This is a genomic window from Streptomyces sp. ATCC 21386, assembly GCF_018728545.1.
Taxonomy (GTDB): domain Bacteria; phylum Actinomycetota; class Actinomycetes; order Streptomycetales; family Streptomycetaceae; genus Streptomyces.
In genome coordinates, this window is record NZ_JAAVVL010000001.1 from 6,549,592 (window position 1) to 6,564,370 (window position 14,779).

Annotated in this window: 15 protein-coding genes and 1 pseudogene; 5 read left to right on the forward strand and 11 right to left on the reverse strand. The window is 71.9% G+C overall.

Going from position 1 to position 14,779, the window contains the following annotated elements:
• Positions 1-105: 105 nt before the first annotated feature.
• Positions 106-303 (forward strand): annotated as a pseudogene (locus GWK25_RS43850) (M1 family peptidase); the annotation flags it as partial.
• On the opposite strand, the gene GWK25_RS28120 reads toward GWK25_RS43850, so the two are convergent.
• Positions 264-740 (reverse strand): hypothetical protein, encoded by a 477-nt coding sequence (locus GWK25_RS28120; protein WP_215454141.1) that lies wholly within the window; start codon positions 738-740, stop codon positions 264-266. The pseudogene GWK25_RS43850 and the gene GWK25_RS28120 sit on opposite strands and share 40 nt — an antisense overlap.
• 52 nt (positions 741-792) lie before the next feature.
• The gene (locus GWK25_RS28125) at positions 793-1,272 is read right to left on the reverse strand and encodes a macro domain-containing protein (RefSeq protein WP_215454142.1); all 480 of its coding nucleotides are present in this window, start codon (positions 1,270-1,272) and stop codon (positions 793-795) included.
• 80 nt (positions 1,273-1,352) lie between these two features.
• On the opposite strand from GWK25_RS28125, the gene GWK25_RS28130 reads away from it, so the two are divergent.
• Positions 1,353-2,096, forward strand: a complete 744-nt coding sequence (locus tag GWK25_RS28130; RefSeq protein ID WP_215454144.1) for a MerR family transcriptional regulator — start codon at positions 1,353-1,355, stop codon at positions 2,094-2,096.
• 10 nt (positions 2,097-2,106) lie between these two features.
• On the opposite strand, the gene GWK25_RS28135 is transcribed toward GWK25_RS28130, so the two are convergent.
• The 5 genes from GWK25_RS28135 to GWK25_RS28155 all read right to left on the reverse strand — a co-directional run bounded on the left by GWK25_RS28135 (position 2,107) and on the right by GWK25_RS28155 (position 8,247).
• Positions 2,107-2,868 carry a DUF5995 family protein gene (locus tag GWK25_RS28135; protein ID WP_251829066.1) on the reverse strand — a complete coding sequence of 254 codons (762 nt, stop codon included), beginning with the start codon at positions 2,866-2,868 and terminating at the stop codon, positions 2,107-2,109.
• A gap of 203 nt (positions 2,869-3,071) precedes the next feature.
• Positions 3,072-5,246 carry a 3-hydroxyacyl-CoA dehydrogenase NAD-binding domain-containing protein gene (locus tag GWK25_RS28140; RefSeq protein WP_215454145.1) on the reverse strand — a complete coding sequence of 725 codons (2,175 nt, stop codon included), beginning with the start codon at positions 5,244-5,246 and terminating at the stop codon, positions 3,072-3,074.
• Between the two features lie 41 nt (positions 5,247-5,287).
• Positions 5,288-6,502, reverse strand: coding sequence for an acetyl-CoA C-acetyltransferase (locus GWK25_RS28145; RefSeq protein WP_215454148.1), 1,215 nt, complete (start codon positions 6,500-6,502; stop codon positions 5,288-5,290).
• Between the two features lie 46 nt (positions 6,503-6,548).
• Positions 6,549-7,712: a CaiB/BaiF CoA-transferase family protein gene (locus GWK25_RS28150; protein WP_215454149.1), complete on the reverse strand. Its 1,164-nt coding sequence runs from the start codon at positions 7,710-7,712 to the stop codon at positions 6,549-6,551.
• A gap of 154 nt (positions 7,713-7,866) precedes the next feature.
• Positions 7,867-8,247: an MmcQ/YjbR family DNA-binding protein gene (locus tag GWK25_RS28155; protein WP_215454152.1), complete on the reverse strand. Its 381-nt coding sequence runs from the start codon at positions 8,245-8,247 to the stop codon at positions 7,867-7,869.
• Positions 8,248-8,350: 103 nt separating this feature from the next.
• Here GWK25_RS28155 and GWK25_RS28160 point away from each other — a divergent pair, with 103 nt between their 5' ends.
• Complete coding sequence (locus tag GWK25_RS28160) at positions 8,351-9,532, forward strand: trans-acting enoyl reductase family protein (RefSeq protein WP_215454154.1); 1,182 nt, start codon at positions 8,351-8,353, stop codon at positions 9,530-9,532.
• 21 nt (positions 9,533-9,553) lie between these two features.
• Here the strand turns inward: GWK25_RS28160 and mmpA are convergent, their stop codons facing one another.
• The 4 genes from mmpA to GWK25_RS28180 form a co-directional block, all read right to left on the reverse strand.
• Positions 9,554-9,700: a morphogenic membrane protein MmpA gene (gene mmpA, locus GWK25_RS28165; RefSeq protein WP_215457977.1), complete on the reverse strand. Its 147-nt coding sequence runs from the start codon at positions 9,698-9,700 to the stop codon at positions 9,554-9,556.
• Between the two features lie 98 nt (positions 9,701-9,798).
• Positions 9,799-10,488: an endonuclease V gene (locus GWK25_RS28170; protein ID WP_215454155.1), complete on the reverse strand. Its 690-nt coding sequence runs from the start codon at positions 10,486-10,488 to the stop codon at positions 9,799-9,801.
• Positions 10,489-10,534: 46 nt separating this feature from the next.
• A complete protein-coding gene (locus tag GWK25_RS28175; RefSeq protein WP_215454156.1) occupies positions 10,535-10,861 on the reverse strand; it encodes a plasmid stabilization protein in 327 nt (108 codons plus the stop codon).
• A 97-nt stretch (positions 10,862-10,958) separates the two neighbouring features.
• Positions 10,959-12,005, reverse strand: coding sequence for an oxidoreductase (locus GWK25_RS28180; protein ID WP_215454157.1), 1,047 nt, complete (start codon positions 12,003-12,005; stop codon positions 10,959-10,961).
• A 295-nt stretch (positions 12,006-12,300) separates the two neighbouring features.
• Here GWK25_RS28180 and GWK25_RS28185 point away from each other — a divergent pair, with 295 nt between their 5' ends.
• Both GWK25_RS28185 and GWK25_RS28190 read left to right on the forward strand, forming a co-directional pair.
• The gene (locus GWK25_RS28185) at positions 12,301-12,717 is read left to right on the forward strand and encodes an SsgA family sporulation/cell division regulator (protein ID WP_215454158.1); all 417 of its coding nucleotides are present in this window, start codon (positions 12,301-12,303) and stop codon (positions 12,715-12,717) included.
• Positions 12,718-13,072: 355 nt separating this feature from the next.
• Positions 13,073-14,713, forward strand: coding sequence for an ABC-F family ATP-binding cassette domain-containing protein (locus tag GWK25_RS28190; protein ID WP_215454159.1), 1,641 nt, complete (start codon positions 13,073-13,075; stop codon positions 14,711-14,713).
• The last annotated feature ends 66 nt before the right edge of the window (positions 14,714-14,779 follow it).

A 14,779-nucleotide genomic window follows, 5' to 3' on the forward strand; every position in this document is an offset into this window, starting at 1 on the left:
TACTGCGGTCAACTCCCGTGCAACAGAGGGACTTTTGGATACCGGTGGGACTTCGGCCACGGTGTGGCCGGAAAGGGGCGTGGGGCCGGGTCGCTCGTGACGGCGCACGAGCTGGAGATCACGCCGAGGAACCCGCTGCCCGAGCGCACCGAGACCACCGTCGTGGTCCGCTACGCGGGGGTTCCGTCGTCGAAGGCGGCGTACGGCTTCACCAGCTGGCTCCGCACCCCCGACGGCGGTGTCGCGGCGTGCGAGCCCCTCTTTCAGGGGCGCGGGTGGACCTTCGCCTCGATGCGTTCTCCGAGGATTCTGCTCGCCAGGTTCGCGGCCAGTTCGGTCACGTGGTCGTGGAGTTCGGCCTCGGCCGTGGCTCGGTCCGCGGCCAGGCGGGCGTGGCCCTCGGTGAGGAGGGTGGTGTACTCGCGTCGGCCGTCGGCGCGGGCCTCGGCGATCAGGGCGGTGCCCTCCTCGACGGCGCGCTGCCGGATGCGGGCGGCCTCGTGCCGGGCGTCGGCCAGGGTCCGCGCCACCTCCGCCCGCTTGATCCGGGCCTGCTCCCGCAGGGCTTCGGCTTCGGCACCGGTCCCCTTGGTCGCGGCCTCCCGTTCGTCCAGGACGCGCTGGATCCGGGGCACGAACCGGACGAAGAAGAGGAACACGAGCGCGAACAGCACGGCCGCGACGACGAGTTCCCCCACCACGGGGTTCAACGGGCCGATGTCCATCGGGAGAAGATCCATACCGGTGCCCTACCCGTTCCCGGGCGCGCGGTACCGCGCTCCGGCCCCCGGATCAGTCCCTGTGGTCGTACACCGTCACCGCTATTCCGCGCCGGACCAGCCGGTCGAGGATCAGGGGCTCGACCCGCGACCACTTGCCACCGGCGAGGCCGCAGCCGATGCGGGGCATGTGGACCGACGCGTCCAGTTCCAGGGTCTTGTCCGCGAGCAGGCCGAGGGCCGTGTCGATGGCCTCGTAGCGAACGGGGACCCCCTTGCTGCCGGTGCGGGTGCCGTGCTGGCCTATCAGGTTCGCCACCCAGGTGCAGCGGCCGACCTGGACGAACCGGGCGGCGCCGAGCCCGAAGTCGTTGCTCGCGCGGTCGCGGTGCCAGGCGCGGTAGGCGGCCTCCGGCTCCGGCCAGCGGCGGGACAGGGCGAGGACGAAGCCCTTGCCCCAGCCGCCCAGGTCGTTGCAGACATGGGCGATGACCTTGACCCCCTTGCCCAGCGGCACGGTCGCGTCGCCCTGGACGTATGTGATCCCCGACATGACGCCACCGTACGGGGCGGCACTGACAGTCGGGCCGCCCGAGGTGTCACGGCACTGGTGGGACAGCGATACTGCTGTGCATGACGACCGACATCGGGGAGAGCTCCGGCTCCGGCTCCGGCTCCGGCTCCGGCTCCGGCTCCGAGGAGATCGTTCTCACCGTCGACGAGCTGGCCGCGCGGGCGGGGGTCACGGTGCGTACGGTCCGCTTCTACGGCACCCGGGGCCTGCTGCCGCCGCCGGAGATCGGGCCCCGCCGGGTCGGCCACTACGGTCGGGAGCACCTGGCCCGGCTCGCGCTGATCGAGGAACTGCAGCGGCAGGGCATGACACTGGCGGCCATCGAGGGGTATCTGCGCAGGCTGCCGCCGGACCTCACCCCGCGCGACCTCGCCCTCCAGCGTGCGGTGGTGGCCTCCTGGGCGCCGGACGCGGTGGCCACGGTCACCCGGGAGGAGCTCGACCGGCGGGCGGGGCGGGCCCTGGGCGAGGAGGACGTCGAACGGCTCGTGGCGATGGGCGTGGTCGAGCGGGACAGCGACGGTCTCCGCGTGGACCCGGGGCTGCTGCGGCTGGGCGTGGAGCTGCTCGGCGTCCCCCTGTCGGAGGAGTCGATCCGCGCCGCGCGGACCGTGCTGATCGAGCATTCGCGCGCGGCGGCCCAGGAGTTGTCGCGGCTCTTCCGCGACGCGGTGGCGGAACGCGATCCGCAGGCCGTGAAGTCCCTGTCGGCCCATATGCAACCGCTGGTGGTACAGGCGCTGTTGACGACCTTTCAGCGTTCGTTGAAGGACGAGCTGAGCCGGTGGGCGTCCGGGTCCTGAACCGCGGCGTTCACCGCACGGACCGGTCCAGGTGCGCGATGACGGCGGGCACGTCGTCGCTCTCGGTGCTCCGGATCAGCTGCAGGGCGGGACGGGCGAGGCCGCCGGGGCGGGCGATCAGCCGGGCGAGGACGGCGGCACGGACGTCGAGCCGCTCGACGGTGGACGCGCGTTCCTCCTCGTCCTGGCCGGCGAGCAGCACCGCGTTGAACCAGGCCTCCTCCCTGGACCGGCGGACGCTGAAGTCGAGGATCCGCTCGTCGGTGCGGGCTCCGACCTGGTCCAGGAGCGACATCAGGGGCGACAGGGCACCGAGCGAGTCCTGCACGGCCAGCACCACCCGCCCGAGGATGTCGTTGATCAGCAGGAAGTCGTGTCGTAGCGCGTGGATGTCCTCCCCCGGGCTGGTCCGGGCGGCGGCGACGGCCAGGTCCAGATTGATGTGCGCGTTCACGCCGAGGAGCAGATGCTGGACGATGACGGTGCCGTTGTCGTCCAGCAGCCCGAACGTCTCGCGCCAGCAGCGCGGCCCGCTCCGGTCGCGGCGCCAGGCGTCGTACGCCTCGAAGTAGCGGTTGCCGAAGAGCGTGTCGAAGCGGTCCATCCGGGCGCCGTCGTCGAACAGCCCCTGGTGAATGGCCGTGCGGACCTCGACAGTCACCTGCCGGTACAGCGCGGCGAAATACCCCACCCGGTCACCGTCCCGGCGCGCCTCCCGCACCACCTGGGCGAGCCCGTCCACGACCTCGTCGATGTTCCCGGCCACCACCATGCCCAACTCCTCCCCACAGCCGCACAGTTCGACCTGCACTCCTATTAAAGGACCGCGCCCCTGACGGGGCGCGGGGAACTGCGCGAGAAGCCCCACCCGGCCGCGGACGAAGAACGCACTGAGGGGGCGAAGGGGCGCAGCCCCTGGGGACGGGAAGGGTGGGGGCGACGGGGGCGAAAGGAACCCCCCGGCCGCCCCCGACCTCACACGTCCCCGAACCGCTCCCCCTTCTCCGCCTTCTCCACCAACAGCGCCGGCGGCTCGAACCGCTCCCCGTAACGCCCGGCCAGCTCACGCGCCCGCGCGACGAACCCCGGGAGCCCGCCGTCGTAACCGTTGATGTACTGCAGCACCCCGCCGGTCCACCCGGGGAACCCGATCCCGAAGATCGACCCGATGTTGGCGTCGGCGACGGACGTGAGAACGCCCTCCTCCAGCAGCCGCACGGTGTCCAGGGCCTCCGAGAAGAGCATCCGCTCCTGCATGTCCCGGAAGGGGATCCGGTGCCCCGGCTTCGTGAAGTGCTCGCGCAGTCCGGGCCAGAGCCTGGCGCGGCGTCCGTCGGTCCCGTAGTCGTAGAACCCGGCGCCACCACTGCGGCCGGGGCGGCCGAACTCGTCGACCATGCGGTCGATCACGGCCTCGGCCGGATGCACGGTCCAGGTGCCGCCCGCCTCCTCGACGGCCCGCCGGGACTCCGCGCGGATCTTGCGGGGCAGGGTGAGCGTCAGCTCGTCCATGAGGGAGAGGACCTTCGCGGGGTAGCCCGCCTGGGCCGCCGCCTGTTCGACGGACGCGGGCTCGATGCCCTCGCCGACCATCGCGACACCCTCGTCGATGAAGTGGCCGATGACCCGGGAGGTGAAGAAGCCGCGCGAGTCGTTGACGACGATCGGGGTCTTCTTGATCTGGCGGACCAGGTCGAAGGCGCGGGCCAGGGCCTCGTCGCCGGTCTGCTCACCCTTGATGATCTCGACGAGGGGCATCTTGTCGACGGGTGAGAAGAAGTGCAGGCCGATGAAGTCCGACCGGCGGACGACGCCCTCGGCCAGCTCGGTGATGGGGAGGGTGGAGGTGTTGGAGCAGAGCAGGGCGTCCGGTGCCACGACCCCCTCGATCTCCTGGAACACCTTGTGCTTGAGCTCGGTGTTCTCGAACACGGCCTCGATGACGGCGTCGCAGCCCGCGAGGTCGGCCGGGTCGGCGGTGGGGGTGATCAGAGCGAGGAGGGCGTCGGCCTTCTCCTGGGTGGTGCGGCCCTTGGCGACCGCCTTGGCGCAGAGCTTCTCCGAGTAGCCCTTGCCCTTCGCGGCCGCTTCGGGCGTCACGTCCTTCAGGACGACCTCGATGCCCGCGCGGGCGCAGGAGTACGCGATGCCCGCGCCCATCATCCCGGCGCCGAGGACGGCGACCCTGCTGACCTTGCGCGGCTCGATGCCGCGGGGGCGGTTCGCGCCGGAGTTCACGGCCTGGAGGTCGAAGAAGAAGGCCTGGATCATGTTCTTGGACGTCTGGCCCGCCGCCAGTTCGACGAAGTAGCGGGCCTCGATGACCTGGGCGGTCTCGAAGTCGACCTGGGCGCCCTCGACGGCGGCGGCGAGGATCCTGCGCGGCGCCGGGTAGGGCGCGCCGCCTGTCTGCTTGCGCAGGGTGGCGGGGAAGGCGGGCAGGTTCGCTGCGAACTTCGGGTGGGAGGGGGTGCCGCCGGGGATGCGGTAGCCGGGCTTGTCCCAGGGCTGCTGCGACTCGGGGTTGGCGTCGATGAAGGCGCGGGCCTTGTCCATCAACTCCTCCCGGGTGGCCGCCACTTCATGGATCAGACCGTTGTCCAGCGCGCGTCGCGGGGAGTACTGCGTGCCCTGGAGCAGCACCTTCAGCAGGGCGTCGGTGATACCCAGCAGCCGGACGGTGCGGACGACGCCGCCGCCTCCGGGGAGCAGGCCGAGGGTGACCTCGGGGCAGCCGATCTTGGAGCCGGGGGCGTCGAGGGCGATGCGGTGGTGGCAGGCGAGGGCCGGCTCGTAGCCGCCGCCCAGGGCCGCGCCGTTGATCGCCGCGACCACCGGCTTGCCGAGGGTCTCGATGCGGCGCAGGTTGCGCTTGATCTCCAGACCGCCGTCGAACAGCTGCTGTGCGGTGTCGGGGGTGACCTTGATGAGGTCGCGGAGGTCGCCGCCGGCGAAGAACGTCTTCTTGGCGGAGGTGATGATGACACCGCGGATGGTGTCCTTCTCGGCCTCCAGCCGGTCGGTGATCACCGCGAGGGAGTCGCGGAACGCCTGGTTCATGGTGTTCGCGGACTGGTCGGGGTCGTCGATGACGAGGGTGACGAGGCCCGTGCGGTCCTGTTCCCAGCGGATGGTGGTGCTCTCGGTCATAGCGGGGGTCTCCGTAGAAGTCTCTTGGTTCCGCCGGGGTTTCAGACGCGTTCGACGATCGTCGCGATGCCCATGCCGCCGCCCACGCAGAGCGTGGCCAGCCCGTACCGCTTGTCCTGGCGCTCCAGTTCGTCGACGAGCGTGCCGAGGATCATCGCCCCGGTCGCGCCGAGCGGGTGGCCGAGCGCGATCGCGCCGCCGTTGACATTGACCTTGTCGAGGGAGAGGCCCATGTCCTTGACGAAGCGGAGCACGACGGCGGCGAACGCCTCGTTGATCTCGACGAGGTCGATGTCGTCGATGGTCAGCCCGGCCCGGGCGAGGGCCTTGCGGGTCGCGGGCGCGGGGCCGGTGAGCATGATGGTGGGCTCGGAGCCGGAGACGGCGGCGGAGACGATCCGGGCGCGCGGGCGCAGGCCGTAGCGCTCGCCGACCTCCTTGCTGCCGATGGCGACGAGGGCCGCGCCGTCCACGATGCCGGAGGAGTTGCCCGCGTGGTGGACGTGGTCGATCTCCTCGACCCAGTGGTACTCCTGCAGCGCCACCGCGTCGAAGCCGCCCAGCTCGCCGATGTCCGCGAAGGAGGGCTTCAGCTTGGCGAGCGAGTCGGCGGTGGTGCCGGGGCGCAGGTGCTCGTCGTGGTCGAGGACGACCAGTCCGGAGCGGTCCTTGACGGGGACGACGGACCGGTCGAACCGGCCGTCCTTCCAGGCGGCCGCCGCCCGCTCCTGGGAGAGTGCCGCGTACTCGTCCACATCGCGCCGGGAGAATCCCTCGATCGTGGCGATGAGGTCGGCGCCGATGCCCTGCGGCACGAAGTTGACCGCCAGGTTGGTCATCGGGTCGTTGAACCAGGCGCCGCCGTCGGAGGCCATCGGCACCCGGGACATCGACTCGACACCGCCCGCGAGCACCAGGTCCTCCCAGCCCGAACGGATCTTCGCGGCGGCCAGGTTGACGGCCTCCAGGCCCGAGGCACAGAAGCGGTTCTCCTGGACACCGGCCACGGTGTCGGGCAGTCCGGCGGCGATCGCCGCGGTCCGGGCGATGTCCGAGCCCTGGTCACCGACCGGGCCGACGACGCCGAGCACGATGTCGTCGACGGCGGCCGGGTCGAGGCCGGGGAAGCGGTCACGGACCTCGTGGATCAGTCCGATGACGAGGTCGATCGGCTTGGTGCCGTGCAGGGAGCCGTTCGCCTTGCCGCGGCCGCGCGGGGTGCGGATCGCGTCGTACACATACGCTTCGGTGCTCACGAGTCTGGCCTTTCGGTGGCGGGAGGGTGCGGCCCGGGGGCCGGTGTCAGTCGGTGTCCTTCGCGGCGGCCTCGGCGGACGCGTCGGGCAGGAGGCCCGCTATGCCCCAGTCGTGGGCGACGTCCGCCGTGTCGGCGCCCGGCTGGGCGGGGCCGGTGCGCACCGAGGTGTGGGTGGCGGAGAAGCGGGGCGCCGGGGCGGGCTGGGTGATGCCGCCGAAGTCGGTGAAGGTGCCCCGGGCCGCGAGGTGCGCGTGGTGCGGCGCCTCGCGCAGCGACAGCACGGGGGCCACACAGGCGTCGGAGCCCTCGAACACGGCCGTCCACTCGTCCCTGGTACGGGTCTTGAAGCGGGCCGCGATCGTCTCGCGCAGGTCCCCCCAGGCGGCCGTGTCCTTGCGGGCCGGGGCCCTGTCCCCGATGCCCAGGAGGTCGACGAACTCCCCGTAGAACTGCTGCTCCAGGGCGCCCACGGCGATGTACTGGCCGTCGGCGGTCTCGTAGGTGCCGTAGAAGGGGCAGCCGCCGTCCAGGAGGTTGGCGGCGCGGCGGTCCTGCCAGCCGCCCGCGGCGAGCATGCCGTGGAGCATCGCGGACAGGTGCGAGGTGCCGTCGACGATGGCCGCGTCCACGACCTGCCCGGCGCCGGTCGCGCGGGCGTGGTGGAGGGCGGCGAGGACGCCGACGACGAGGTAGAGGGAGCCGCCCGCGTAGTCGCCGAGGAGGTTGGCGGGGGCGACGGGCGGTGTGCCGGGGGCTCCGGTCATGCCGAGGGTGCCGGTCAGGGCGATGTACGCGATGTCGTGGCCGGCGCGCTGGGCGAGCGGTCCCTGCTGGCCCCAGCCGGTCATCCGGCCGTAGACCAGCCTCGGTTTGCGGGCGTGGCAGGTCTCGGGGCCGACGCCGAGGCGTTCGGCGACGCCCGGCCGGTAGCCCTCGATCAGGATGTCGGCGCGTTCGGCGAGGTCCAGGACGGTGTCCGGGCCGCTGGCGGACTTCAGGTCGACGATCACCGAGCGCTTGTTGCGGTTGGTGACGTCGTACAGCGGGTTCACCGCGAGGCCCGCGCCGCCCGGCCGGTCCACGCGGACGACGTCGGCGCCGAGGTCACCGAGGAGCATGGCGGCGAACGGTCCCGGGCCGATGCCCGCGAGTTCGACCACGCGCACACCGGCGAGTGGACCGTGCCCGGGCGTCTTCGCCACTGACATCGAGCCCCCAGCTCTGTGACACAAACGATGTAACACCAGCGATGTTAAGAACGTGTTCCACTCCGCACAAGCCCCGAATGAGCAAACGCTTAGCCATTGTGCCCCCAGTCGCGGCAGGTGTCAGCCCGGCGGCCACCGGGCTCCGGCACCGCCCTCAGCGGGCCTCCAGCTCCGCTATCAGCCGCTTCGGGGCGATCACGCGGTAGCTCTCCTCGACCCAGTCGCACAGCAGCTCCGCGCCCGGGGCGCCCTTCTCCTCCAGCGGCACGCGCACCCAGCCGGACCTGCCCAGGCCGTACCCCGCGGGTTCGGCGCCGGGGCAGGTCAGGGCGTGGGCGTGGGTCTCCTCGTCCTTGAGCTTCACGGTGACGCCCAGCGGATAGCCGCCGTCGTCCGTCCCGAGGAACACGAACACCTTCTTGTTGACCTTCGCGACGCTCTCGCCCCACGGGAACTCCTCGACCGCGCCGGGCATCCCGAGGGCGAACTCGCGCACCTTCTCCCATTTTTTCAGGGCGTTCTTCGGTACGGTCACGGCCACCTCCGGATCCCGCGCACGCGGCTGCTCGTCCCTCACGCTAGCCTCAGCCACCGACAACGGCGCGTGGACGGGCCGTGGGCGAGCGCTGAGGGGTTCCATGAGCAGTGGGCAGGACAGGGCGGAGCGGGCGTACGACATCGTGCTCTACGGGGCCACGGGGTTCGTCGGGGAGCTCACCGCGGAGTATCTCGCCGCGCACGCGCCCGAGGGACTGCGCTGGGCGATCGCCGGGCGCAACGCGGAGAAGCTCGCCGCGCTGCGCGAGCGGCTGCCCGGCGGCGCGGGGATCGGGGTGCTCCGGGCGGACGGCTCCGATCCGGACGCGGTGCGCCAACTCGCCCGTCAGGCACGGGTGGTGGCCACGACCGTGGGTCCGTACATCACCCACGGCGAGGAGTTGGTGGCCGCCTGCGCGGACGAGGGAACCGACTATCTGGATCTCACCGGTGAACCCGAGTTCGTCGATCTGACGTTCGTCCGGCATGACGCCCGCGCGCGGGAGACCGGCGCCCGCCTGGTGCACGCCGCCGGCTTCGACTCCATACCGCACGACCTGGGCGCGTACTTCACGGTGCGTCAGCTCCCGGAGGACGTGCCGATCACCGTGGACGGATTCGTGCGCGCCGAGGGCATGTTCTCGGGCGGCACGTTCAACTCCGCGCTCACCGGGTTCTCCCGCGGCCGGGAGACGATGGCCGCCGCGCGGGACCGCAAGCGACACGAACCGCGCCTCGTGGGGCGCCGGGCGTACGCGCCGGTGAGCGCGCCCCGGTTCGCCAAGGAGATCGGGGCGTGGGCGCTGCCGCTGCCGACCATCGACGCACAGGTGGTGCAGCGCTCGGCGCGCGCCCTGCGGCGCTACGGGCCCGACTTCCGCTACCGCCACTACGCGGCCGTCAAAACGCTGCCCTTCGCGGTGGGCGGCGTCGCGTTCGTCGGCGCGGTCGTCGCAGCCGCCCAGGTGCCGCCCGTACGGCGCTGGCTGGGCGACCGGCTCAAGCCGGGCGAGGGCCCGAGCGCGGAGAAGCGGGCGAAGAGCTGGTTCTCGGTGCGGTTCGTCGGCGAGGGCGGCGGGCGCCGGGTCTTCACGGAGGTCGCGGGCGGCGACCCCGGCTACGGCGAGACGGCGAAGATGTTCGCCGAGTCCGCCCTGTGCCTGGCCTTCGACGACCTCCCGGCCACCGCGGGGCAGGTCACGACGGCGGTCGCGATGGGCGACGCGCTGATCGAGCGGCTGCGGGCGGCGGGGATCACGTTCCGGGTGGCGGCGGCCCGGTGACCGGGTGAGGCGCCGGCCGGTCTACTGCGCCCACCCGGTCAGCGTGTAGACCATCCCGGCGATCCAGGCCAGTCCGGCCAACACGGCGAGGAGCAGGCCGGTCGTCACGGCACGCTCGACCGACTGGGTGGGGCTGGCGGCGGGCTTCGGGGCTCGGTGCGTCGTCATACGGCACAGCCTGCCGATCATGACGACGCACCGGCATCCGTACAGGTACTCAGTTCCTACTCAGGTACTGCGGGTACTCGCTTCGGCCTCCATGTGGTTCAGGCCGTCGTGTTCAGGAGGGCCCGGCGGCACAGGGAGTCGGCCCTGCGGGTCGTCTCCGGGAGGCGGTAGGACGGGGTCAGGGCGAGGGTGTGGGCGCAGGCGTTGTCCAGGTCGACGCGGTGGCCGACGGAGACGAAGACCGGCTTGACGCCGTCACGGGTGCGCAGCGCGCGACCCACCTCCTCGGTGTCCGCGAGGAGCGGGGACGCGCTGCCGCGCGCGGCGCCGGGGTCGTCGTAGGTGAAGGTGAAGGGGTTCTTGGCGACGCCGATCGTGGGGAGGCCGGTGAGGACGCCGAGGTGGGCGGCGAGACCGAAGCGGCGCGGATGCGCGAGGCCGTAGCCGTCGCAGACGACGAGGCCGGGGTCGCACGGCAGCGCGTCGAGCGCGGCCAGGACCGTCGGGATCTCGCGGAAGGCCAGCAGGCCGGGGACATAGGGGAAGGAGACCTGCCCGATCGCCGTGGCCTCGGCGACCACGTCGAGCGTGGCCGCGTCCAGCACGACGGCCGCCGCCGCGACCACGTTCCGTTCGTCGTCGTAGGCCACGTCGACGCCGGTGACCCGGCCGGTGCCCGGCGGTGGTCCGGTCTCGTCGAGCACCGCCTTCCCCCGCAGCTCGTCCTGCACGGCGAGGGCTTGCTCTTCGGTCGCGGGCCAGCCCGCGGGGATGCGTACGGTCGTCATGGTGCCGACGAGCGTACGCATCCCGTCACGGGCGCGCCGCGCCGGGCTACTTGTTGCCGAGGGCGCGCTTGAGCTGGCTCTTGTTCATGTCCGAACGGCCCTGGATGTTGCGCCGCTTCGCCTCGGCGTAGAGCTGGTCGTACGTGGGTCCCTCGGATCCCTTGTGCGAACGTTGCCCGCCGCGCTTGCTCGACGACATGTCCTGGGTGGAGCTGCGGCTCGCGGTCCTGGACTCGCCGGAGCGGGCGCGTTCCTTGTTGACGGTCCGGGCGGCGATCTCCTTGGCGCGCGACTCGCTCTCACCGCGGTCCTCGGCGCTCTCCTTGATGTGCTCGTACTGGCGTTCCCTCTTCGGGCTCGAACCGCGCGGCATGACCGATCACTCCTTTCGTGATTCGAACACCCCACAAGTACCCCTCCGGGCAGGAACAACCCCGTACCGCCCACCCGCCGTGACGCCGCCGCGCAGGTCAGTTCTCCAGGCGGGCCACCCGCCCCCGCTCCCCCGCCGCCCAGCAGCCCCGGTCCGGTGTGCAGTCGACCGTGTCGTACGACCCGGTGTCGACCGTGCGCCAGGTGCGGCCGCCGTCGGTGGTGAGATCGGTGCCCGTGGGGCCGACGGCGACAGCGGTCGTACGGCTGTACGGGAGCCAGGCGACGCCGGAGCGGTAGGCGGGCGGGGGCTGCGCGGCGGGCGTCCAGGTGCGGCCCGCGTCGCCGGTGGTGGCCGCGGCCCGCGGGGACGGCTGGTCGGCGCGGTAGTCGCCGCCGACGGCGAGGCCGTGCGACCGGTCGCGGAAGGCCAGCGCGAAGACGCCCCGGGCCGGGTCGCCGGCCGGCACGGGGGTGTCGGCGACGGTCCAGGTGCGCCCCCGGTCGGCGGAGTGCAGCACGCGTGCGCGGGCCGCCCCTCCGGTCGCCAGCCACACATCCCGCGGCCCCGAGCTGACCAGGCACTGCCCGCTCGCCGCGAAGCCCGCCTCGCCCTCCAGGGCCGGGGGCATGCCCTCGTTCGGCAGGACCTCCCAGGAGCGGCCGCCGTCCTCGGTGGACAGGATGCGGAACCTGCCGTCGACCGGATCGCTCATGGCCAGCCCGTGGCGGGGATCGAAGAACGTGAGGCAGTCGTAGAAGGCGCGCGGGTCGGTGTTGCGGAAGGACTCGGTCCAGGTCTCGCCCCCGTCGTCCGTGCGGTACACCCGGGAGGCCTCGCCCTCGCCGATGGCCAGGACGACCGCCCTGCGTGCGTCGAATGCCTCGATGTCCCGGAACTGCAACTCCTGTGCGCCGGGCGGTGAGACATTGCGCCAGGTCCTGCCCCCGTCGCCGGTACGGAGCACGGTGCCGGCGGAACCCGCCAGCCACGCGCTGTTCCGGCTGACCGCGGCCAGCCCGCGAAAGCGCACGTCGGTGCCGGTCTCCTTCAGTTCCCAGTGCGGAGGACGACCGTCCCCGTGCGCCTGCGCGGGCACCGCCAGGGCGGCGGTGAGCGCCGCCGCGGCCAGTCCCGTCGTCATCGTCCGACTCGCCCGACTCGTCCTTCTCGACTGCCCCATGCCCCTCATGGCGGGCGAAGCTAGTGCAGCGACCGTGCGCCGTCCAGATGGCCTCGGCCGGGAACCACCGGGCGGCGTCCGGTGTCCTCTCCCATATCCCGGGACACGGGATGAGAAATGGATCACCCCAGTGATTGGGCCCGGTGACAGAGGTCACTCGAACCTCATGTGCACGGATCGGCCCGATCCGGCGTCTTTGCATATGCCCGGCCGCAGTCAACCGGAATCCGTCCACCCGTCACAAGGGAGCAAGGCGTTGTCCACCGTCATCGAGCAGCCCGTAGAGGCCCGTCTCGTCGCCGCCGCGCCGCGGATGCCGAGCATTCCCGCCACGCTCCACTACGACCGCAGCGACCCGTTCGCCGTCCGTATGACCTTCCCCGCCCCGGCCACGCTGGAGGGCGTCGAGGTCTGCTGGACCTTCGCCCGCGAACTGCTCGTCACCGGCATGGAGGACCCGGTCGGCTACGGCGACGTGCGGGTCCGCCCGTACGGCTATGACCGGCTGGTCCTGGAGTTCCACGCCCCGGAGGGCACGGCCGTGGTGCACGTGCACGCCGACGAGGTACGGCGCTTCCTGGAGCGCTCGATGGATCTGGTGCCGCTCGGCCTGGAACACCACCAGGTGGACCTGGACCACGACCTGGCCGAGTTGATGCGCGACGCCTGCTGAGGCCCCGGCCCGCTCAGGGCCCGACCCACTGAGGGACCACCCCCACGCCGCCCCGCTCCGCCGGGGGCGGCAGATCCGGGTGCCGATAAATTGCGTTGACACTCCCTGCGGCCCCTCCGTACGTTGTTCCACGGTCCTGTTGCCGTCGATTGGAGAAGGACGTTGCTCGTCTGAGGTCCTGAGACACCGCGTCACACACCCCGCCGTATCCCGGCGCCCCTGTGTGCGTAGCGTGCGACCTCGGCGTACAGCCGTCCCTTCGGCAGCGGGCCTTTCTTCCGCCCCGCCGTATGTCGCCCTCGCGGTGTTTCGAACGCGTCGCCCATGGCCGCTTCCCTCACCCGCGAGGTTCCTCATGTCTACTCCCCTCTCCCTCACCTGCGCCTCCCTGTCCTTCGCCTGGCCCGACGGCACCCCCGTCTTCGAGGATCTGCAGATCGCGTTCGGCCCCGGCCGGACCGGACTCGTCGGCGTCAACGGGTCAGGGAAATCAACCCTGTTGAAGCTGATCGCCGGTGAACTCACCCCGTCCGACGGCACCGTGCGGGTGGCCGGCGAGATCGGCTACCTGCCGCAGAACGTCACGCTGGACACCGCCCTGAGGGTCGACGAGGCGCTCGGCATCGCAGACGCCCGCGCCGCACTGCACGCCATCGAGGCCGGTGACGTGGCCGAGGAGCACTTCGCGGCGATCGGCGACGACTGGGACGTCGAGGAGCGCGCACTGGCGACCCTCGGCGGGCTCGGCCTGGGCCACGTCGACCTGGACCGCACCATCGGTGAGGTCTCGGGCGGCGAGTCGGTGCTGCTGCGGCTGGCCGCACTGCTGCTGCGCCGCCCCGACGTCCTCCTCCTGGACGAGCCGACCAACAACCTCGACCTGTACGCGCGACGCAGACTGTACGACGCGGTCGCGGCATGGTCGGGAGTGCTGGTCGTGGTCAGCCACGACCGTGAACTCCTGGACCTGGTCGACCAGATCGCCGATCTGCACTCCGGCGAGGTCACCTGGTACGGCGGCAACTTCTCCGCGTACGAGGAGGCGCTCGCCGTCGAACAGGAGGCGGCCGAGAGGATGGTGCGGGTCGCCGAGACGGATCTGAAGAAGCAGAAGCGCGAACTGATCGACGCACAGGTCAAGTTGGCCCGGCGCAAGCGGTTCGGGCAGAAGATGCAGGAGCAGAAGCGGGTGCCGAGGATCGTCGCGCACGCGCGCAAGAGGGCGGCCCAGGAGTCCGCCGGCAAGCACCGCATCCTGCACGAGGAGCGGCTCGCCGGGGCGAGGGAACGCCTCGACGAGGCGGTGGAGGCCGTACGGGACGAGGACGAGATCCGTATCGAGCTGCCGTACACGGCCGTACCGCCGGGCCGTACCGTCCTCACCCTGCTGGACCTGGAACTGAGGTACGGCGCCCGGGTGAAGGGCGGCCTCGACCTGCGCGGCCCGGAACGGATCGCGTTGGTCGGCCGCAACGGCTCGGGCAAGACCACGCTGCTGCGGACCGTCGCCGGCGAGCTGGAGCCGGTGAGCGGCGAGTCGAGGACGCACGTCCCGACGCGGTTCCTGCCGCAGCGGCTCGACGTTCTCGACGACGAGCTGACGGTCGCCGAGAACGTGGCCCGGTTCGCGCCGGAGGCGACCAACAACCGGATCCGGGCGCGCCTCGCCCGCTTCCTGTTCCGGGGCGCCCGCGCCGACCAACGGGCGGCCACACTCTCCGGCGGGGAGCGTTTCCGCGCCGCCCTGGCCGCCCTGATGCTCGCCGAGCCCGCCCCGCAACTGCTGATGCTGGACGAGCCGACGAACAACCTCGACATGGCGAGCGTGCGACAGCTGACGACCGCCCTGGAGGGGTACGAGGGCGCGCTGGTCGTGGCCAGCCACGACCTGCCGTTCCTGGAGTCGATCGGGATCACGCGATGGCTGCTGATGGAGGAGGGAGAGCTGCGGGCGACCACCCCGGAGGAACTCTGGACGGCCGACCGAGCCGACTGATCCGGACGGCCGTCGCGGGCAGATGCCAGGGCCCGCCCCGGGCCGGGCGGCTACCGCCGAGTATCT

Excerpts from the sequence above, each read along its gene's own strand:
- GWK25_RS28120 (WP_215454141.1), bottom strand. The coding sequence starts at position 740 with ATGGATCTTCTCCCGATGGACATCGGCCCGTTGAACCCCGTGGTGGGG.
- GWK25_RS28125 (WP_215454142.1), bottom strand. The coding sequence starts at position 1,272 with ATGTCGGGGATCACATACGTCCAGGGCGACGCGACCGTGCCGCTGGGC.
- GWK25_RS28130 (WP_215454144.1), top strand. The coding sequence starts at position 1,353 with ATGACGACCGACATCGGGGAGAGCTCCGGCTCCGGCTCCGGCTCCGGC.
- GWK25_RS28135 (WP_251829066.1), bottom strand. The coding sequence starts at position 2,868 with ATGGTGGTGGCCGGGAACATCGACGAGGTCGTGGACGGGCTCGCCCAG.
- GWK25_RS28140 (WP_215454145.1), bottom strand. The coding sequence starts at position 5,246 with ATGACCGAGAGCACCACCATCCGCTGGGAACAGGACCGCACGGGCCTC.
- GWK25_RS28150 (WP_215454149.1), bottom strand. The coding sequence starts at position 7,712 with ATGTCAGTGGCGAAGACGCCCGGGCACGGTCCACTCGCCGGTGTGCGC.
- GWK25_RS28160 (WP_215454154.1), top strand. The coding sequence starts at position 8,351 with ATGAGCAGTGGGCAGGACAGGGCGGAGCGGGCGTACGACATCGTGCTC.
- mmpA (WP_215457977.1), bottom strand. The coding sequence starts at position 9,700 with ATGACGACGCACCGAGCCCCGAAGCCCGCCGCCAGCCCCACCCAGTCG.
- GWK25_RS28170 (WP_215454155.1), bottom strand. The coding sequence starts at position 10,488 with ATGACGACCGTACGCATCCCCGCGGGCTGGCCCGCGACCGAAGAGCAA.
- GWK25_RS28175 (WP_215454156.1), bottom strand. The coding sequence starts at position 10,861 with ATGCCGCGCGGTTCGAGCCCGAAGAGGGAACGCCAGTACGAGCACATC.
- GWK25_RS28180 (WP_215454157.1), bottom strand. The coding sequence starts at position 12,005 with ATGACGACGGGACTGGCCGCGGCGGCGCTCACCGCCGCCCTGGCGGTG.
- GWK25_RS28190 (WP_215454159.1), top strand. The coding sequence starts at position 13,073 with ATGTCTACTCCCCTCTCCCTCACCTGCGCCTCCCTGTCCTTCGCCTGG.